A 19,381-nucleotide genomic window follows, 5' to 3' on the forward strand; every position below is an offset into this window, starting at 1 on the left:
TTTATTGATTCTCCAACACCTGCTTTTCCTCCAAAAGAACCTTCCTCAGCTTTTCATACTCCAAATCCTGTACGGCGATCTTTCCATCAATCGAAAGTGAAGCAGCTGCGGCCGCTGACTGTCCCAAGATCATAAAGACCGGCTCCATCCGGATCGATCCAAAAGCGGTATGGGTGCTGGACACACAGACGGGCACCAGTAAGTTGGTACATTCTTCCTTCTTGGGAATCAAGGTTCCATAAGAAATCGAGTACGGCTGCTTGGGGTGAACCCCGATGTCGCCCTCGTTTTGGACAAAACCTCCCGGGGTCACAAAACGCTGGGTATTATGGGAATCCAACGAGTAGGAACCCATTCCAACTGGTTGAGGAACTTGTTTGGCACCCAAAACATCATGCTCGGTCATCACATAGGCTCCGATCAACCTTCTCGCCTCGCGCACATAGATCTGATGCGGCCAGTTGCCGTTGTCTACGAACTCATCCTTCGCCAGACCGTAATTGGCCATCTCAGCTCGCACGTCCTCAGGAACCCGCGGATCATTGGCGAGGAAGTAAAGGAGGCCCTTCTGGTAGTCTTCATGCTCCTTGATGATTTCCTTTCTGCGCGCGTAGTTTGCCTCCGGATAGTCGTAGTTTTTTCCGATGTAGTCGGTGCTAAACGGCCCATGGTTATTCGTGTCCGTCTTGAGATTTGGAATCGGATCGTATTTGTCAAAAGTCTCCGTCCAACCCGCTGCATACACCCGGGCCAACAGTTCGTAGCGTGCGGGATCGTAGTTAGCCGGCTTCGCAAAAGGAACCCGGTTAGCGGGATTTCTGCTCAAAGCCATGCGGAAATTGTAAGCCTGAAGCAGCTTGTCCCCTTCTCCGTTTTTGCCGGGAGGATTTGGAGAAATCTCAGGTAAAAGCCCGCTGGCCGGATCGCCGGGTATCTTGTAGGCAGAGATCGAGTCCTGGAAGTAGTGCCCATGCTGATAGACGCCCACTTGCACGCCGTTCCATTTCTCACCATATACCGCGTTTGCTTCCCTGCCAACATGATAATCCACCCCGGCGGCGGCCATAAGATCGCCTTCGTAGGTTGCGTCGATGAAGATTTTTCCAGAATAGACTTTGCCCGAAAGAGTCTGGATGGAGGTAATTTTTCCATTTTCCATCTTCACTCCGGACTCGCGGTTTAGCCATTCGTTTCGATGAATTTCCAACTGATTCTCTTTCACAAAATCCTCAAAAACCCGCTCTGCCGCATGAGGTTCGAATATCCACATCGTCCGGCTTTCACCGTCAATGGCAGGTGTACCCTGTCCTTTGTTGCCGTATTCTTCACGCTTCTGCCACTTCCAAGCCGAATCCTGCTGATAGTGGAGATACAATCGGTGATAAAACTCCCTAGCCAAACCGCCAATCACGGCCTTGTTGCCGGTATCGGTAAAGCCCAAACCACCGGCCGAAAGCCCGCCGAGGTGCTTATCTGGAGAGACGACCAACACCGATTTCCCCATCTTCTTCGCCTGAACTGCTGCCGTAATCGCAGCGGAAGTTCCTCCGTAGATGATGATATCGGCTTGATAGGTTTGGGAATAGGATGTTGCAACAAAGAAGGTCGAAAAGACGATGATGATCAGGCTGGACAAAAATTTCATAAGGATTGATTTTGGGTTCAAAAATTTAGGAAATGGGGAGTAGAAAAGGAACCGACTGCAAGTATCTTTACAGCAAATTATACGGACGGTTAAATGCTTCCTGCCTTACTTTGAAGTAATCAGCGAGCTTCCTGATTACGTCTTTGGATAGCCCTTTTTTATAATTTAGGATATCGGAAACATATCCTTTGCTGATACCCAGGATTGCTGTCAAATCCTGAGCTTTCATTTGGTGGTCAACCATAAAAGAGCGAAGCAGGGTAATAGGGTCGCTTTCCTGAACAGAATTTTGGTCCTCGTCATACTTTTCAATCAAAAGGGTAAGCAAGTCAATTTCATCCTGCACCTGCTCGGTGATGTTCCCATTAAACAGGTCGTCCAGCTGAATACAATATTCCTTGTATTGATCTGCATTCTTTATGAGCGTGTAGTTATTTGCCATAGTTCCCATTCTTACAGCCAATATGAGTTCTATAATTTGGTTAAACAGCATAAAAAATCTTCGGGAAACATTTAGTGATTCCAAAAAAGAAGGGAGGAAAAACTCCCTCCCTTCCATTCTGCTTATGTTTATTTTATCTTGCTGAAGGCTTCAAATTCCTGATTCAGCTTCTCATCGCTTTCATCTCCGTCAGAATCCACGACAATCCTGTATCGGAATGTAGCAGATTTGCCCGGCGCGATCTTGAAGTTCAGCTCGTCCTTGCCATTGCTTAAGGCTTTTTGCCCGAGTGGATTTGCGGCAAAGAGGCCGTAACCTCTCGCATGCCAATAGGTGGGAAATCCCGGATTTGCCGGATGGTCAATGATTGCGAGGTCGATCTTCTCTCCGTTGATTTCTCCGGAAAGATCCACCCAATTACCTCTAGTACCCCAAACTGCGTCTCCCTCTATTCCCGCGCTGCTTCGGTACATTCCTGTCACGCCTTCGTTGTTCAGCGACGGAACAGCCGTAGCGATTCCCGCCGCATCGGTAAAGATCTCCGGCTTGTCAGACGGATGCTCCAACTGGCGGGCGACACGGATACCCAGCATGCCTTCTTTGTTGTCGGTCATATCGACCTCCTTTGACTGTGCTGTTAGAGTGGTGATCCGGTCAATGATCCGCTTATTTCCTTCTACGCTGAATACAAAGGTGGTCTTTTCCTTAAGCAAAACTTCTCCTGTGGAAGTCACCCAATCCATCCCAACTTCCAGCTCAGCTTTGTCTTTGCCTTCTTTGGTCTTGAGAATGCCAGTATGAACAATGGAACCGTATTTATCCTTTTTATCAGCGGGGATTGCGTCCGAATTGTTCCAGAAGTCCAGACCATTGACATCGCCGTAGTTAAACCAAAGTCCGATATGGTGAGGGTGATCGACCCGCTCTCCCGGACGGGGAGCCAGCGGATAGCCTCTGGTGATGTCATTCCCTTTTGCGGATTTGATCGGATACAGGACTGGCTTGTCGATGGTAGTCGGATAGAGATATGCGGTGAAAAGCTCCCCGTTCACATGGACTTCCACTTTTTTCTCGGCATCCTTTCTTACGAAGGTGACAGCATCGGCTTTCTTTGGGGGTTCGATAGTTGACATTTTATTCGCTTCTGACCAATCAGAAAAGGGAATGAGCAATAGACTGGCGAAAATCCCAGCCTTCAGTTGACTTATCATAATTAATTGATTTTAGTATTGGAAAACTTTACCACCAGCCAAGACCTCTTGCTTCTCCTCGTCGAAGGTCACAAACTGGCCTGTTCTCAGCGCGGCAGTGGTCATGATATTGGCAATCGAATGATTGTAGCCGGCCATGACGTCGGCGTTTGGCTTCTTGCGGCTACGGATGCAATCCATCCAGTTTCTCATGTGGGCAGATGTCAGATCGTCCACCCCCGTGTCGGCGCCGGTTTCGGTTTTGACTACTTCACCCAAAGCCATGTCCGGCAGCAAGTTGGCTTTCATCCCCATAGATTGGGCATTTCGCTCGCTGAGTCCGCCGTTAGGTGTGATTCGGTTGGTGTCGAGATTTAACTCACCTCCATTGGAATAGTAGATTTCTTTGGTGCCCCCGGCACCGTTGGTGAATCTCGAAGAATAGATCACCTGGAAGCCTTTGGACTTGTCATCCAACGGCCCGTAGTCGAATACTGCGGTCATGGTATCAAAATTCTGACGGCCATCTTTCCAAAGGTAAATTCCCCCGTTGGCAGCCACACTTCTTGGGTGAGGAATGTCCGTAAACCAGTGGACCGTATCGATCTGGTGAGCCATCCACTGTCCGGGAATCCCGGATGAGTACGGCCAAAACAATCGAAACTCTAAATATTTACGGGGATCCCACTCTGTCTTCGGGCGGTTCATCTGGAAGCGATCCCAGTCGGTGTCTTCTTTTCTGATCTGCTTGGTCAACTCTGGCAATCTCCATCTTCCGGGTTGGTTGACGTTCCAGGTCATCTCCACGGCGACGATATCGCCAAACTTACCGTCTTTGATAAATTGATTTGCCGCGTGATAATTGGCTCCGCTTCTTCGCTGGGAGCCGACTTGTACGATCTTTCCCGTGCGAAGTACTGCTTCCTTGGCTGCTCGGGCGTCCGCCATTGTTTCGGCAAAAGGCTTCTCAACATAAGCATCACGGCCAGCTTCTACCGCTTCCTTACAATGCAAGGCGTGCTGGAAATCCGCCGTACTGACGATCACCGCGTCGACATCTTTGCGGTCGTAGAGTTCGTCATTGTTTCTGGCAGTGGCAATGGTCAATCCGCTTTTGTCTTTGACATAAGCTACCGCTTCTTCTCTTCTTCTGCTCCACAGGTCGGACACTGCGGTGAATTCAAAGTTCATTTCCTTGGAATGCTTCAGCATCGCTGGAATCAACGCACTTTTTGCCCGGCTGGAAAAACCGACGATCCCGACATTTACACGGTCATTGGCACCGAGGATCTTGCTGTAGCTGCTGGCCGGGAAAGCCAAAGCACCCAGACCGACACCCGCCGTGGTGAGGGCTGACTTTTTCAAAAAGTCTCTTCTCGAGTTATCTGAATTCATAGTTTTCGGGGTTTACTGTTTTTAAAAAGGCCGCATAGATTATGCTGCCAACTTCGCTGATTCCACTATTTAATACTCACTCAAGAGCATTATTGGGCTACCAGCTTGTTGAAAATTTCCAATTGTTCCTTCAAGGCTTTCACGCGGTCATCCGGTTTGGTACGTGCTTCCATCAGGATCCAGCCATCGTAATTGATCCCGTTGAACAGCTTAAAAAGCTCCGGATAGGGATAATCTCCCACATTAAATTCCCTGACGTGTACCGTATCTCCAAACCATTTGCTTAGGGCGTGAAAGTTTTCCTCCAATCCCGGAGCAAGTAGATCCTCCGGATTGGAGTTCCAGCAGACCTTGACGTTTGGCTCGGTCACTTGATCAAAGATTGCTTTCATGTTGGGAATATTCTGCGTCAGATGTCCGTGCACTTCCACCCGGATCAGCTGGCCGTAGTCTTGGGCAAACTTCCCAACCTCATTGAAAGAGGCAGCGATCTGAGCGATCGTTTTCTCAGCGGGAACCTCTTCTGGAAGGTTATTGGGCTTGACCTTGATCCCGGTCGCTCCGATGTCATGACAGAGCTTGATGTATTCTTTCGTCCCGTCGATGTTTTCCTTGAGTTTGGCGGGATCCGGGCTGTGATACTCGTAGTTGCTGCCATAACCTAGGCAAGTGACCTTGCTGTCGGCAAAACGCTTCTTCACTTCGGCACGTTGGGCAGCCGATAGATCGGTCTCCACGGCATGTGCATGCTGGGTGCGAAGCTCCACCCCGAGCACTCCGGTTTTCTCACAGTTGGCGATCAGTGTCGCGAGATCCCAGTCTTTGGCCCACTCATAGGTGACCAAACCCAGCTTCATCCCGGATTTCAGCGGGTTGGCAAATGCGGGAATTAAAGGGAGCACAGCCAAGCCAAATCCGGCTGCAATGCTTCTTTGGATAAAATCCCGTCTTGAAAAGTCCTTGTCCATCATAGGTTTAATAATAAGGATAAAAACGGACCGGACCCTGAAAAGCTGTTACAAATTCTCCGCAATCGATTTAGACAAAAAAATAACACTGAGGCTAGTCTGATGTGGATTAGAGAAAGTAAAAGCGGTAAAACTCCCCTACCTCTTTAATCAAAAGCTGAAGATCCCAACCCTAAAACCTACTCCTATTCAGGATCTTGACGGGTTTGCAAATTTCGGATTGATCCAACCCATCGGAATGTCCGCTTCGAAGGTTCCATCCCCGGAATGGATCCGCTTTTCAAGCCTTCCTTCCTGCTTAAATCCCAACGACTCATAGAGCGAAATGGCCTTTCGGTTGCTTTCACGGGCAATCAGTTCTACACGAAGAATGTCTGGACGATTGGTTTCGACCTCTTCCAAAAACGCTGAAAAAAGAGCCTTTCCGATTCCTTTGCCCACATACTCCGGGTGGACGACGATGGTCAACTCTGAAAAAACATGCGAAAAGACTTTCGGCTCCAAGGGATAGGCATGAATTTCACCGATTATTTTCATGCCTTCAAAGGCCACCAGACTGAGTCCATCTTCGTGGGATTTTTTCAAAAAATTTCGGACGTATCCACTTGAGATCTCGTCCGACATCCTGGCAAGTCCTCCGGGAATCGAAGCGGCCATTTGATACAGTTCAAGGATCTCTTGCCAATACTCGGCGCGGCTCGCTCTGATTTTAGCATCCATTTCTCTGAATGTTTAAACGCTCTTTTTAGGGAAATCCATCCAAAATCCTTTTCGGGCACCGATTACTTGTCGCCTCCGCCTCCAGCTCCGATGGGAATCCGGGCATAGACATAAAGACTGGAATTTTTCAAATCATAAGACTCTGGTTTGTAGACATCTACTACCCCTTGGTAAAAGTTCATTCCAATGCTGGCGCTGACCGGTGCGTCTTTGAGCCTGTATCCCAAGCCGCCAACCATTCCAAAGTCCAGCCTGGTGTAATCATCCCGGACGTCTCTCTTATATTCCAGTTCCCCGCCGTAGTCATTCACTTTGAAATAGTCAAAGGCTTTGGCCCGCATACCCGGCTGGATGCCCCCTTCGACATAGATCTTTCCCAACCGCTGCTGCCACATGATCGGCACGTAGAAGACATTCACCTTGGTAGTCAGCTCTCCATCCGCATATACATCGTCAAAGTCTGGATCACCTATGGGATAGGTAGGCATGCCGCTCGCTCCGACATTGGACTTGACATGCACTCCGGTGGAGATAAATCCAGTGCTGTTTTCCGTCATCTTGATATGAAAGAAAAAGCCCAGATTGAAATTGTTCAGCCCCTTGGCGTCTTCCCTGGCAAAATACCAAGTGCGGTTGTAACCGCCGTCAAGACCAAATTCGATCTTTCCAGAGTTAAGCTGATCTCCGAAAATCGCGACAATCAGCAGCTGCGCTTGGGCAGTGAAAGACAGGAAAAACAAAACAAGGAAAGCCGGTAAGATTTTTTTCATCGGGATTGAAACCAAAGTAAGGTCCTAAGTTAGCTGAATCCTCAGCCTGGACAATCAACTCGACTCAAATTACAGGGGAGCCAAATCGGTCGAACTGCCATGGCCCCGTTCGTGTGCTTCAGGTCTCCGGCTGAAACCTGTCTTTTCGGAAGTTGACAAGTCGCCTAAAATTTTGAAAAAACACCTTCAAAATCACTCTTCAAATCTATTTTACTCCTATTTACCCACGATAATTAGCTTAACTTGGAGTGGTGTAAGTCCCAAAAGATTACCATGATATTTGGCAGATCCATGTAAATCTATTTCGACTCAGGAAAAGACCATCCAGCATTTATCGTAGGATAGATAGCCCCCACAAAAAATCAGCGATCTGAAATCCCAAACATGGGAACCAACCTATGAATTCAGCCTCGAGTGCCCCGAAAAAGAAGTGGTCGACTGCCAAGAAAATTCTGGCTGCCGTAGGCATAATCATCGTTGTCGCAGGGACGCTTATCTATTTCAATTTCAATAAAATTCTCTCCACAGCGCTAAGCAAGTCATTCGAATCGAGTCTCATGTCTGAGGTCTACGAATTGAAATTTGAGAACCTGAGGCTAAATCCGCTTCAGGGCAGCATCAGTGTGTACAATGTATCATTTGAACCCCGTGCAACTTCAGACTATCCCTACATCAACAGCTTTATCCGGATGCGTACCGAAAGTCTCGTCTTGGAACACGTGGATATACGACGGCTGCTGGAGTTTCATGAACTCGTTTTGGACAAAATCTCGATCAAAAAGCCCAACCTGGAACTGGACGTCAACGGTTCCAACCCGATCCTGTTTCCCTTCAAACCTTCTAAGTCCTCGGAGGAAGCTGGCAAAAAGAGATCGCTCGAATCGTATTTCCTCAACGAATTTGAACTGGTAGACGCGTCGTTTCACGTAGTCAACTCGATCAAACAGCGAGACTTCACCATCGAAAATTTCAATGTCTCACTCCACGGACTACTCATCGATCAAGAGGAAGGCAAGGACATCTACTCCCTCAAAAACATCGATATTTCCCTGGAAAAATTCACCGGCAATCTCAACGACGGACCGATGAAGCACGCGAAATTCCGGGATTTCAGGCTGATGTTTGATTCAATCAATGTCCATAAAAACCTGGACACCCTGATCTTCAAGTTCAGAGACATGCAGACGGGAATTGATTCGCTGGACGTCTATACCAAGGACAGCATGTTTCACCTGCAGATGGACGTCTTTACGCTTGGCTACTTAGACCGGTCCATCCTGCTGAAAGGCATGAGTTTCAAACCATTCCGAACCAACGCGGAGATTCAAAAAAATTACCAGCATCAACATGCCGATTTTTCGGGAACTGTCGCTTCACTTTCCATCCTCGGGATGAATTTTGATTCCCTGATGTATGGAGAAAAGATATTTATCGATGAGGTATTGCTGGACAGCGTATCGGCGTCCATCTACAAGGACAACACCAAGCCCAAGGACATGAACAAGTTCCCGGAATACCTTGGGCAGACCGTCGCCAAGATTGAAACTCCCTTGCTCATCAAATCAGTCAAAGTGACCCATGTCAACCTGATCAACGAGGAAAGGAAGCCGGACGGCACGACCGCAAAAGTCCACATCAACAACGGAACAGTGGAGGTGAAAAACATCACCAATCTCGCTCCCGAGGAAGAGCTTGAGCTCAGTGCCACCGCCTATCTTGCAGGAAAAGTCGAAACGATCCTGAACCTGAAATTCAGCTACAGCAAACCCCAGTTTTCCTTTCATGGGCGGCTGTCACCCTTCGAGCTATCCCACCTCAACCCCATCATCAAGGCGTATACTCCTGCGGAAATCAAAAGCGGCGTAGCCGATGAGATCAACTTCACAGGAATTGCTACCCGTACCGCGGCGACCGGGACAATGAAATTTCTCTACCACGATCTCGCCATAGATCTCCAACTCAAGGAGCAGGCCAAATGGAAAAGCTCGGTCGTGACATTCGGAGCCAACACCGCCCTGATATCCAAAAACCCTATTTCAGAGACGGCTCCCGAAAGAACGGTAGCGTTCACTGCAGAAAGAGACATGAACAAAGGCTTCGTCAATCTGATAATCAAATCAGCCCTCGACGGCATGAAAGAGACGATGATCATGTCCAAAAACAACCGTCGGGAGTTTAACCACCTCAAAAAAGAAGTGAAAAGGGAAGCGCGAAAAGAAGCGAAAAAGGAAAAGAACTGACAAGGTGCCGAAAAGTCGGGCTGTGAGGCTGCTTTGGAAAAATTAGCAAGACCACGCTATCGATTGCGGAGCGAATAGATGCACTCATCAATTCTAACTATTACGTACTTCTAAGGCATTTTTCCAGAACATTATTCTGTCTGGACTTTTTTTACTACCTTTGGACAGAAACAAAATTCACTGAAGCCGGTTCTTATCTGAATGATTTTTTGACCTGATCCAATCCTGAACCGTAAGTAACAGTGAAGTCAGATTTTCACTTCGAATAACGAATCGAATCTGCCTAACTTTCACCCAGAATCAGAACCCAAAGATTGGACTTCAGTACCAATCATCCAGGCGGAAGTAGCCGACGCCCGGAAGCCCAGCTCAATTGGCTATCGGATTAGAAATGCCCGATTGAGCGTTTAATTCTTGAATTACCAAACAACAAAAACGAACAAAAGATGACTAGCAGTGCCGTGAACGAACAAATTCAAGAGCAAATCCCAAGCAACACCGAGAGACTGAAAGTATTAGTCACTTCAGATCAGCCTAGGGCCGAGCTGGAAGCCAAGCTTGCAAACCTTGAAGTGGACGTGATCTGGCAAAAAATCGCCCAACCGCTCAGCGGCTTGGAAGACACCTTCACTTTCCGTCATCTCAAGCCCGTCTTTGACGAAGCTGACAAAGCCGGCGTTGACCTCGTGATAGCCGTAGACTCCACATTGGACAAGTTTACCCTGGGTGTCAGAAAACTGATGACCGGCAACTTCATCCTGCTCAACATCCATCATACCTCCCTGATCCTTGCCAAGCTGTTGCTGGAAAACCACGGATCACTCAGTGCCAAAAAGTCCATCTTCATCACCGATCTCTTGGAGAAGCTTTTTGCAAAACAAGAAGCTCCGATCACCACGATTGCGACCCTCCCGTCTCCTTTGATGGAGCAGGAGTCATTCCAGGAGTCGGACACCTCCGAAACCTTGTTTATCTCAGAAAATCAGGAGATTATCCTCAAAGGACAAAACGATAGCTTGGGCTACTTGCTTTCGCGCCTTGTTCAAGCTGCCAAAAAAGCGAAGATGGAAAACAAGACGCTTTTTGACAGCCTGATCACTATCTATAACGACTTTGGTTTTCAGCGCGAGAAAAACCTGGCGGTTTCCATCGAGGAGCCTTCCCAGAAAGTGTTTTTCAAGAAGATCATCGCCCGTCTGAAAAAGAAGCCGCCTTTGACTCTGGGCATGACTGAGATCATCAGCATTGAAGACCTTAGCAACGGCACCATGAAAAATCTGCTCAGCGGACGGATCGTTTCCTCACAGTCTCCTTCGGCCAACGCCCTGCAGATTCAGTTGGGCAACAACTCCAAGATCTTGATCTTCCCGACCGAGCAAAAGATCAATTTCTTTTTTACCTCGCAGGGTAAACTGATCAAAAAGGATGACTTCAACACTCTCAACACGCAATTTGATCAGCGTGTGATCAAGCTGCTCTCCGAAATCAACCGATTGGGACTGGAGAATTGATCCAGCACAACTAAGCCGAAGCCGAATCGTTTTGAGCATTCCTCAGGATCGATTTGGCTTCGGCCATAAACTCCGACAACCAAACCTGGTTAAAGGTCTTCGAAGTCACCCGTGCATAAAACGTGTCGCGGATGATCCTCCAGTACTTCATCGCCACCTCATCGGAAACCCCGAGATACTTCACCCAAATCGGCTGGACAGCCATTTCGATCATTCGGTTGACTTGGAAATAAGTGTCTTGAAAGAGCTTCGTCTCCCGGTTTTTGACGAGATGAGTCTGAAAGAGGATCGTCTGTTTGTTGTCAACCAACAAATCCAAGAATCGTCCGCTGATCTCTGGAAGCCCGGTAAATTTGGGGATCAAGGTTTCTTCTTTTTCAACGTGCATCTGCATCAGTTTTTCCAGATAGATCTCTTTGCTCTTGAAAAAGTGGTAGAAGCCGGATTTGTTCTTTCCCAAAATCCGGGAAAGTCGCTCCACCTGCAGTCCTTCATGACCTTCCTCGGAAAACAATTCGTAGCCCAAATCCAACCACATCTTCGAACTATCCGCTTTTAAAGCCATAATCAACCCATAGTTTAAATACCACTTTTTCAAATTTGAATCCAAAATACGTAATCAAATCACTGCATTCCCCGCGCTCAAAGGATGGCCAGCTGGATTCTGGTTTGGAAAAACTGCGTCCCGCCTTTCAGATCAAACCGGTCCAGCACACCATATCCATACGCAACCTCAAGTCTCAGATATTTGGTCAGGTACCAGTTGACCATCGGGGTAAGTCTCCAAAACTCGCCTCCGTAGATCGCGCCGCCGTCAAGATCAAGTTTGGAAACCCGAAGGACACCCTCAATCTCTCCCCATCCGCCTTGGAAGATAGATTTTTTCACGGGGACAAAAGAATAGACTCCAGACACCGTACTGTAAGGACGGGAAGCTCCTGTGAAGATGTAGCTGATCACGGCATCACCGCCGTGAAAAAGCGCCTTGCCGCCCGCAGTCACATCAAACTTATGCCAGTTGTATTCAGACCCGAGCATCAGCTTTCCTTTGGTGTAGTACACCTCTAGACCGACATGGTTGGAGAATTTACTTTGGAACACATCCGTATCTATAAAGTAAGGCGCAGGATTGGCCTCAGGTCGCGATCTGACCCGCATCTCACCTTCATGGACACGGCCATAGCGGTAGCTCATCCCTAGATGCAATTGTTTTTTCCCTTCTGGATCAAAGATTGGAAGCCAAGCCACGCGGGCCGCCGTTTGCCAATCATAGGTGGAGAAGCCTTGGTTTTTGGAGAAAAAATTGTCGTAAATCCCGACATTCCACACGATCTTCTTTTCCGGCCAAAACCCGATCCACTTGATCCCGTCTGCCAGGATCGGAATCACGTCCAAACCCATCTGCCGTTCAAGCGTCCATCCTGCGTATCCGTTCATGACTTTGTTTTGAGAAAAGCCTTCTTTCGTTCGCCCTATAAAAATATGTCCTGATATCTCCGGTACAGCAATGGTCAACCCTGTCTCCCGCATGAGCCATTCCCGGTTGGCGCCGTCATACATCAGCCCAACCTTCCAGGAGATGGTTCGCTTAGTGGTCAGTTGACCGCTGGCAAAAATCCGGAAATCCCGGACTTTGAACTGATTCTTCAGCTCCACTCCCGCCGAATCCATCTGGCGTCGGGCGTCTTCGTCCTGTGAAAATCCAGCATACTCATACAGAAATCCCACCCCGATCCGAAAGCTCGACCAGCGACCGGTGAAGATGTTGATGTTTTTGGGGAATTTCTCTTTCTCCAATGTATCTATCGGCTCTAAAAACTCTCCCATCGTGCCATCCGGGATGACGACCGTGGTCGTGTCCTGAGCTTGGGCTGTCCCAATGCAGTAAAAAAAGGCCGCCAAGACCAATAAGGGGATTGATCTTGACGGCTTTATGACGTTTACAAATGTACTTTGATTGACCAGTTTCACGCTAATCGGAAATTAAAAGAGGAATTCATCCACCGGGCAAAAGACCGTTCAGCGCTTAGAAGATGCCAAGCGGTGAAATAAATCCAACTGTGAATCTTCCTGTAGAATAATTGCTTGCGCCAAACCGCTCCTGCGCATAGTCAGAATAGTCATAGCTTCGACCCACCCAGTTTGCGAAAAACTTCAGGTTCAGGTCATCCCAAGGATACACTTCTACCGCAGGAATGAATCCCCAAGCATTGCGGATGTGCTCCTCTCCTGTTGCGTTTTCAGGATCGTTGAAGCTGTTTTTCCAATTAGCGATGTCCAGCATTCCGACGAAAGTCAGGTGGACTTTAGGACTTACCATGTAGCGAAGATTTACCCAATGACCGATGTACAGCGTGTTGCCGACAGAGTAGTCGTACAGGTCGTTTGGAATGGTTTCGCTGACGACGCCTGTCCGATCCAGCTCCTCGTCGCTCCATTTGAAGTCATAGATGAACCTGAATTTGTTGAAGTTAAACTCGTTGCCCAAGGCGATGTAGTTCATGTTGGCACCATTGCCGGTCATGTCCTGAGCCTCGTTGAAAAGGGAATAAGACCAGATGGTTTTGATCTTCCCGTCTAAGAGACTTCCTCTCCAGTTTGCGACAAAGGCCAAAGGCGCCTTGGATTCTGTGAAATTGGGTTGCTGGCCATACAGCTCTTCAAAGGTCTTGGTTCTGGAATCCAGTACCTGAAACGTCCATTGGTTCTTTGTACTTGGCGTGTAGGTAAATCCTACCCCGGTGAGGAAGTTGTCCGCGTACTCCACGATATCAGAATATTCATAGATATCGATCGGATTCCAGTCAAATTCCCATGCGCCCCAGTCTGCACACATCTTTCCAAGTGAAACGCTCCATTTGTTGGTGAGGTCCACCCGGATGTAAGCCAAATCCACCGATCGGCTGATGTTGTCCACGGATTCAGAGGTCTGAGCTCTGGTGTACCGGTCCCGAAAACGGAAGTACACTTTTTCGTGAACTTGTCCACGGATCTCCAATCGGAATTGCTCATTTCTAAACCGCGATTGCACGTACTCGCCGTCCACAAATTCATTGCGGAATGCAAAGTTCATGTTGGCAATCATGCTGATGTTCTTGAGCATCCCCTGCTTTTCTTCCGGAATCAGCGTCCTATAGTCAGTGCTGTCTTCCATCTGCCGCTCTGTTTTCTGTGCCCATACCGCCGTAGGAAGCATCATCAACAGAAGAATCCATTGTGTAATTTTTATTGATTTCATAGGAGTATCATTTTAAGGTCCGTCTTTTGAAAAACTCAGATGATTAACCGCATTCCTACTTTTGACCTGTCAAGGTCGCCGGATCGAGGAGCTTCTTGATCTCGTCCTCTGTCAACAGCTTCTTCTCCCGGATCAGCTCGATGATTCCTTTGCCGGATTCCAATGCTTCTTTTGCCAGCTCGGTGGTCTTCTCATAGCCGAGGACCGGATTCAAAGCAGTCACGATCCCGACACTTCGCTCGATATATCGCTTGGTCACGTCTTCATTGGCCGTGATCCCGTCGATACACTGGGTTCTGAAAAGTGGAAGTGTTTTAAAGAGCAAGCCCTGCGACTCCATGATCGCCACAGCCTCCACAGGCTCGTAAGCATTGAGTTGAAGCAGGCCCGAGTGGGCAGCCAAAGTAACGGTCAGGTCATTACCCATCACCTTGAACGTCACCAGATTCATCAACTCCGGCATCACCGGATTGACTTTGCCTGGCATAATCGACGAACCCGGCTGAAGGGCCGGAAGGTTGATTTCAAAAATCCCCGTGCGAGGGCCGGAGGCGAGGAAGATCAAGTCACTGCTGATCTTGGACAAGGTCACGGCCGTACTTTTCAAAGCGGAAGAGTACATCACAAATCCCTGCTGGCTGCTGGTCGCGGCGATCAAGTCTTTGCTGAGATACATCGGCTTTCCGGTGATCTTGGCCAATTCAGTAGCGCAATGCTCCGCATAGCCCGGCGATGCGGTGATCCCGGTACCAATAGCCGTTGCCCCCATATTTTGCTCATACAGGTACTTTTCCATCTCGCGGAGTCCTTTGATCTCTGCGTCCAGCTGATTTCCAAAGGCATGAAATTCCTGCCCCAAAGTCATCGGAACAGCATCCTGACCTTCGGTACGTCCCATCTTCAGGACGTCTTTGAACTCCTCACCTTTCGCATGGAAAGACTTCGAAAGCTTCTCCAGCTCTGCCGTCAACTTGTCATTGTGAAGCAGCAAGCCGACTTTGATCGCTGTCGGATAGACGTCGTTGGTGGACTGGCCCATGTTGAGATCGTCATGGGGTTCGATGATCTCGTATTGGCCTTTTTTATAGCCGCCCATCTCCAAAGCGATGTTGGCGATGACCTCGTTTGCATTCATATTGGCTGAGGTACCGGCACCGCCCTGATACATGTCGACCAGGAAGTGCTCGTGGTATTTCCCGTCAATAATCGCCTGGCAGGCTTTTTCGATCAGGGCAAGCTTCTCCTTGCTCAGCCTGCCATCTACCGCATTGGCGCGGGCCGCCGCCAACTTTACCATCGCATAACCTCTGACATAGTCCGGGTAAAAGCTGGTTTTGATCCCGCTGACGGGGAAGTTTTCCAGAGCCCGTGCCGTCTGTACGCCGTAGTAGGCGTCGGCAGGAATCTGCTTTTCTCCCAGGAGATCATGCTCTGTTCGAGTCTGTTGGGCATGTCCATACTGGAAGCTGATCAGCATCAGCAGGGACAATATTTTTATGGGTAATATTCTTTTCATCTTCATGAGATAAGGATTGAAATGCGGTAAAAAAACCCGGATCAAATGCGCCCAAGTAAGAATCTGGACGCATTTAAAACAGGCATTTGATCAGTGACTAATAAGTGAAAAATGCCTCCTGAAGGAGTTTCTTGTCTTTTGACCGAGTCAGCGCCAGCATCAGCAACACCCGGGCTTTCTGAGGAGTAAGGTCATCGGAAACGATGGTTCCAAGTTCCTCGTCATTGATCTCGTCATGAAGTACCACGCGGCCAGAAGGCGCACGGCTTGCACGGCAAACGATAATTCCGGCAGCAACAGCCCGCTTCACCGCATCCATGTAGGCTTTGTTGAAGTTGCCATTGCCCACACCGGCGATCACGATTCCGTCCACTTTTTTGCTGATCAGCAGGTCAATCTGATCTGCGGGTGCATCTGCATACATCATGACGATATCCACCCGCGGCAATTTGGTGTCGGCCGTCAATTGGATTGGCTTTGGAGGATTGACTTCCCGCACTGCGTTAGAATAGTACTCCACTCTGCCATCGTAAGCCGCGCCGACTGGACCGGTATTGGGAGAGCCAAACGCATCGGTCTTGGTTGTACTCATCTTCATCACTTCGCGGGCGTCGTAGATCCCTTCGTTGAAGCTGACCAATACACCCCGGCCTCTGGTTTCAGGGTTGATAGCCACGGTGATCGCATCGTAGAGATTCTTTGGTCCGTCAGCACTGATGGCTGTCGCTGGACGCATAGATCCGGTCAATACAACCGGTTTGTCAGAAGGGATCACCAAGTCGAGGAAATACGCAGTCTCCTCTTGGGTATCGGTACCGTGTGTCACCACGATCGCGTCTGCTTCGTTGTTGGCAAAGATCTCATTGGCTCGGATAGCGAGTTTTTTCCAGATCTCGATGGTCATATCCTGGCTGCCGACAGAGGCAATCTGCTCGCCGGAGATGTTGGCAATCTTTTTTACCGAAGGAATGACTCCAATCAGGTCGTCAATGGGTATTTTTCCTGCCGTGTACCCAGCCCGATCCGCAGAAGCGCCCGCGCCAGCGATTGTTCCGCCCGTTGCCAGGATGATGACCCGAGGTAGTTCTTGGGCATAGACCTGAAAAGCCAGGACCGTTAATGTGAAAATTGAGAGTAACTTTTTCATAAGTGTCAGATTTTAAATAAGCTTTTTGTAGTGTGGGTTGGGATTAAAGTAGAAAGGACTGAAGAAGTAGACCGGCAACCACCGAGACAATGGTGGTGACCAGACCTGGGAGCATAAAACTGTGGTTGAGTACATATTTACCGATCCGGGTCGTGCCCGTCCGGTCAAACTCGATGGCCATCAACAGTGTCGGATAGCCGGGGATAAAGAAGTGACCGTTGACGGCAGGGAAGATCCCGATGAGGTAGGCTGGCGGCAGGCCCAGCGCAAGTCCCAATGGCATCAGGGCTTTGGCAGTCGAAGCCTGGCTATAGAGCAGCATGCTCAGCACAAACAGCGCGATCGCAAAAGACCAGGGATACGACGCCACGAGATCGCCCAAAGTGCCTTGGATCGCTTCGAAATTATTATCCATAAAGGTGCTGCTCATCCACACCACGCCAAACACGGCGATGGTGGCCTGCCCCGCCGAGGAGAACAGGCTTGCCTTGGTGACTTTGCCGGCAGTGGTATCGGCAAACAAGACGATCAAGCCCGTAGCTGCCAGCATGATGATCATGATCATCGAGGGCATCAGCAACTGACCGGCTTCACTCACCGCAAATCCCGGATTGAAGTTGGGATTGTCGGCAAACTGCGGCAATAGCTCAGGAAATGACCCGAAGATCACGACCGAAAGCACCGCCAGCGAAAAGATAATCACCGATTTGACTGCTCCTGGCGCATCCAACGCGTCAGCCGCGTCTTTTTTCCCTTCCAAATTTTTAACAAAAGCGGGATCTTTCATCCGCTCCAGGAATTCGGGATCTTCGCTGAGTTCTTTTCCCCTTTTCCACACAAACAAAATCCCGGCAAACAGCCCAATCAACGTCGCGGGAATGGCCACCATCAGGATGTCAAAAAGCCCCAGCCCCGTCGCTGCCAAGACCGTCAGCATCGCCGCCGCCGCCGCAGAGACGGGACTTGCGGTGATAGCCATGTAGGCTCCGATCACGCTCATGCTCATCGCGCGCTCCGGCCGGATTCGGTTCTTGATCGCTACCTCGGCGATGATCGGCATGATGGAATAGGAGATGTGCGCCGTACCGGCAAAAAGCACAAAGGCGTAGGTAATCAGCGGACCCAAGATCGTGATCTGCCGCGGATTGCTGCGAAGGACGTTACCCGCAATCTTCACCAGGTAATCCATGCCGCCTGCAGCCTGCAAAGCCGCTGCCGCAGTGACCACGCTCATGATGATCAGCATGACTTCCAAAGGCGGGTCAGACGGCACCAGGTCAAAGGCAAAGATCATCACCAACAGGCCGATCATCCCCATCACACCCAGCCCGATGCCTGACATTCGCGCCCCTACGAAGATGCAGATTAGTACGACCGCCAACTGTAAAAATATCATAGCGTCACTCGATGTGGATTAACAATTCCGTAAAACTTCCTTAATCAATTCAATCGATTTGAAGTAATTCCTTCTTCAAAAATGGATGAATACAGAACGAAAAGTCACTATTTCATCCGTTATAAAAGATGACAAAAGTCAGGTCCAAACAAATAGTTTGTCACGAGGAGAAAAACAAGGAAGAAAAGTATTCGTCAGTCTAGGTCAGCTTGAGAGCGGTCAAGAGATGGGCAAAAATCTGCCCCAACGAGACGGAAACTAAAAATCGAATACTAAGTATTGCTTTTTCACAAATTACTGTCTACCTTTTGCTTACAGTTTTTTACTGTTTAAATATCTGTTTTATCTAAACCACATTTTTATGAGTAATCTAATTTCAGTCGTAATCCCGGAACCAGTTCTAGCAAGCGTCCGGGCGCACATCGCAGCCATCAATGCGGAACTCAACCCCTACTTGCCTGATATCTCTCAGGACACGCTGGAGGGACTTCCCAAGATGGCTGATGGTCGGGAGCCTTTTGTAGGAAAAGCTCTGGACTTTGCAGAGACCAATACCCAGTTCAACCCACCCTTCATGGATGTGCCCGAACTGCGAAAAGATCTCGACGCGTATCGTGCACTGACTCCTGTCTTTTATGAGTTGGAGCAAATCACCAACCGGGTCAAGGTCGCCTATACCGCCGCCGGTTCGGAAGCTTATACGGTCTCGCTGACGTTTTACAACACACTCAAGCAAGCCGTCAAAGTAGGGATCGCTGCTGCCAAGCCGCTTCTGGAAGCGCTTCGGCCGCTGTTTGAGAAGAAGAAGTCTACCGGGCAGTAGAAGCTCTTCCCACGATTTTACTTAGCACAACCAACCGGGCCTCAACAGGTCCGGTTTTTTTTTCTGAAAGTCTGGTTAGCTTACCCCATAGTTGTTCCAGGACATCAGTTTTGGCTAAGTTTTTTCTTTAGAGAAAAGTTTTTTCTACGTGCTCTTAGGCAACAGCTGTGGGTGCTTAGCGTCTGATATCAGTTTTATGCTCGGGGTATAGTCCACCAAAAAAAAGACGACCTTTTCTAGTTGGACGCTAATGATTTAAGTTTTTGGAGCCTTTTTTCTAGGCGCTCCATTTCCGCTTTTCTTCGTTCATCAATGATCTCCTGCCTGAGTTGAGGTTCTTTATAAGGGGTATTGTCCCTGAGAATATGATAGGCGGCTTT

16 protein-coding genes are annotated in these 19,381 nt (G+C 48.9%); 3 read left to right on the forward strand and 13 right to left on the reverse strand.

Translation table 11 applies throughout. The annotated features are described in order from the left end of the window. Position 1 precedes the first annotated feature (1 nt). The 7 genes from G459_RS0113440 to G459_RS0113470 form a co-directional block, all read right to left on the reverse strand. Positions 2-1,645: an FAD-dependent oxidoreductase gene (locus G459_RS0113440; protein ID WP_026968123.1), complete on the reverse strand. Its 1,644-nt coding sequence runs from the start codon at positions 1,643-1,645 to the stop codon at positions 2-4. 67 nt (positions 1,646-1,712) lie between these two features. Further along, a complete protein-coding gene (locus G459_RS27450) occupies positions 1,713-2,087 on the reverse strand; it encodes a helix-turn-helix domain-containing protein (protein ID WP_169725031.1) in 375 nt (124 codons plus the stop codon). 128 nt (positions 2,088-2,215) lie between these two features. Beyond that, a complete protein-coding gene (locus tag G459_RS27455) occupies positions 2,216-3,298 on the reverse strand; it encodes a DUF6807 domain-containing protein (RefSeq protein WP_245588185.1) in 1,083 nt (360 codons plus the stop codon). 12 nt (positions 3,299-3,310) lie between these two features. Then, positions 3,311-4,672 carry a Gfo/Idh/MocA family oxidoreductase gene (locus G459_RS0113455; RefSeq protein WP_026968124.1) on the reverse strand — a complete coding sequence of 454 codons (1,362 nt, stop codon included), beginning with the start codon at positions 4,670-4,672 and terminating at the stop codon, positions 3,311-3,313. 89 nt (positions 4,673-4,761) lie between these two features. Continuing rightward, positions 4,762-5,643 carry a sugar phosphate isomerase/epimerase family protein gene (locus G459_RS0113460; RefSeq protein ID WP_245588186.1) on the reverse strand — a complete coding sequence of 294 codons (882 nt, stop codon included), beginning with the start codon at positions 5,641-5,643 and terminating at the stop codon, positions 4,762-4,764. 186 nt (positions 5,644-5,829) lie between these two features. Then, the gene (locus G459_RS0113465; RefSeq protein ID WP_051315211.1) at positions 5,830-6,360 is read right to left on the reverse strand and encodes a GNAT family N-acetyltransferase; all 531 of its coding nucleotides are present in this window, start codon (positions 6,358-6,360) and stop codon (positions 5,830-5,832) included. A gap of 62 nt (positions 6,361-6,422) precedes the next feature. Continuing rightward, on the reverse strand, positions 6,423-7,130 hold the full coding sequence (locus G459_RS0113470) for an outer membrane beta-barrel protein (protein WP_026968127.1): 708 nt from the start codon (positions 7,128-7,130) through the stop codon (positions 6,423-6,425). A 398-nt stretch (positions 7,131-7,528) separates the two neighbouring features. On the opposite strand from G459_RS0113470, the gene G459_RS0113475 reads away from it, so the two are divergent. Both G459_RS0113475 and G459_RS0113480 read left to right on the forward strand, forming a co-directional pair. Beyond that, a complete protein-coding gene (locus tag G459_RS0113475) occupies positions 7,529-9,370 on the forward strand; it encodes an AsmA family protein (protein ID WP_026968128.1) in 1,842 nt (613 codons plus the stop codon). 446 nt (positions 9,371-9,816) lie between these two features. Then, the gene (locus G459_RS0113480) at positions 9,817-10,881 is read left to right on the forward strand and encodes a phosphohexose mutase family protein (protein ID WP_026968129.1); all 1,065 of its coding nucleotides are present in this window, start codon (positions 9,817-9,819) and stop codon (positions 10,879-10,881) included. Between the two features lie 10 nt (positions 10,882-10,891). Here G459_RS0113480 and G459_RS0113485 read toward each other — a convergent pair whose 3' ends face one another. The 6 genes from G459_RS0113485 to G459_RS0113510 form a co-directional block, all read right to left on the reverse strand. Further along, positions 10,892-11,446, reverse strand: coding sequence for a TetR/AcrR family transcriptional regulator (locus tag G459_RS0113485; RefSeq protein ID WP_026968130.1), 555 nt, complete (start codon positions 11,444-11,446; stop codon positions 10,892-10,894). 77 nt (positions 11,447-11,523) lie between these two features. Then, on the reverse strand, positions 11,524-12,852 hold the full coding sequence (locus tag G459_RS27460; RefSeq protein ID WP_245588187.1) for an OprO/OprP family phosphate-selective porin: 1,329 nt from the start codon (positions 12,850-12,852) through the stop codon (positions 11,524-11,526). 55 nt (positions 12,853-12,907) lie between these two features. Continuing rightward, positions 12,908-14,119: a porin gene (locus G459_RS0113495; RefSeq protein ID WP_026968131.1), complete on the reverse strand. Its 1,212-nt coding sequence runs from the start codon at positions 14,117-14,119 to the stop codon at positions 12,908-12,910. 55 nt (positions 14,120-14,174) lie between these two features. Continuing rightward, entirely contained in the window at positions 14,175-15,635 is a 1,461-nt protein-coding gene (locus G459_RS0113500; protein WP_026968132.1) for an aspartate ammonia-lyase, read from the reverse strand. A gap of 97 nt (positions 15,636-15,732) precedes the next feature. Further along, the gene (locus G459_RS0113505; RefSeq protein ID WP_026968133.1) at positions 15,733-16,782 is read right to left on the reverse strand and encodes a type II asparaginase; all 1,050 of its coding nucleotides are present in this window, start codon (positions 16,780-16,782) and stop codon (positions 15,733-15,735) included. 43 nt (positions 16,783-16,825) lie between these two features. Then, positions 16,826-18,178 (reverse strand): anaerobic C4-dicarboxylate transporter family protein, encoded by a 1,353-nt coding sequence (locus G459_RS0113510; RefSeq protein WP_084454494.1) that lies wholly within the window; start codon positions 18,176-18,178, stop codon positions 16,826-16,828. Positions 18,179-18,539: 361 nt separating this feature from the next. Here G459_RS0113510 and G459_RS28980 point away from each other — a divergent pair, with 361 nt between their 5' ends. After that, positions 18,540-19,001 (forward strand): hypothetical protein, encoded by a 462-nt coding sequence (locus G459_RS28980; RefSeq protein WP_051315212.1) that lies wholly within the window; start codon positions 18,540-18,542, stop codon positions 18,999-19,001. Positions 19,002-19,381 lie beyond the last annotated feature (380 nt).

The sequence above is a fragment of the Algoriphagus terrigena DSM 22685 genome, from assembly GCF_000429445.1.
GTDB classification, from domain to species: domain Bacteria; phylum Bacteroidota; class Bacteroidia; order Cytophagales; family Cyclobacteriaceae; genus Algoriphagus; species Algoriphagus terrigena.

Bases quoted from the DNA above. Each gene is read 5' to 3' on its own strand.
- G459_RS0113480 (WP_026968129.1), top strand. From the start codon at position 9,817: ATGACTAGCAGTGCCGTGAACGAACAAATTCAAGAGCAAATCCCAAGC.
- G459_RS0113500 (WP_026968132.1), bottom strand. From the start codon at position 15,635: ATGAAAAGAATATTACCCATAAAAATATTGTCCCTGCTGATGCTGATC.
- G459_RS0113440 (WP_026968123.1), bottom strand. From the start codon at position 1,645: ATGAAATTTTTGTCCAGCCTGATCATCATCGTCTTTTCGACCTTCTTT.
- G459_RS0113455 (WP_026968124.1), bottom strand. From the start codon at position 4,672: ATGAATTCAGATAACTCGAGAAGAGACTTTTTGAAAAAGTCAGCCCTC.
- G459_RS0113475 (WP_026968128.1), top strand. From the start codon at position 7,529: ATGAATTCAGCCTCGAGTGCCCCGAAAAAGAAGTGGTCGACTGCCAAG.
- G459_RS0113495 (WP_026968131.1), bottom strand. From the start codon at position 14,119: ATGAAATCAATAAAAATTACACAATGGATTCTTCTGTTGATGATGCTT.
- G459_RS0113470 (WP_026968127.1), bottom strand. From the start codon at position 7,130: ATGAAAAAAATCTTACCGGCTTTCCTTGTTTTGTTTTTCCTGTCTTTC.
- G459_RS27455 (WP_245588185.1), bottom strand. From the start codon at position 3,298: ATGATAAGTCAACTGAAGGCTGGGATTTTCGCCAGTCTATTGCTCATT.
- G459_RS0113505 (WP_026968133.1), bottom strand. From the start codon at position 16,782: ATGAAAAAGTTACTCTCAATTTTCACATTAACGGTCCTGGCTTTTCAG.
- G459_RS0113460 (WP_245588186.1), bottom strand. From the start codon at position 5,643: ATGATGGACAAGGACTTTTCAAGACGGGATTTTATCCAAAGAAGCATT.
- G459_RS0113510 (WP_084454494.1), bottom strand. From the start codon at position 18,178: ATGATATTTTTACAGTTGGCGGTCGTACTAATCTGCATCTTCGTAGGG.
- G459_RS0113485 (WP_026968130.1), bottom strand. From the start codon at position 11,446: ATGGCTTTAAAAGCGGATAGTTCGAAGATGTGGTTGGATTTGGGCTAC.
- G459_RS28980 (WP_051315212.1), top strand. From the start codon at position 18,540: ATGAGTAATCTAATTTCAGTCGTAATCCCGGAACCAGTTCTAGCAAGC.
- G459_RS27450 (WP_169725031.1), bottom strand. From the start codon at position 2,087: ATGGCAAATAACTACACGCTCATAAAGAATGCAGATCAATACAAGGAA.
- G459_RS0113465 (WP_051315211.1), bottom strand. From the start codon at position 6,360: ATGGATGCTAAAATCAGAGCGAGCCGCGCCGAGTATTGGCAAGAGATC.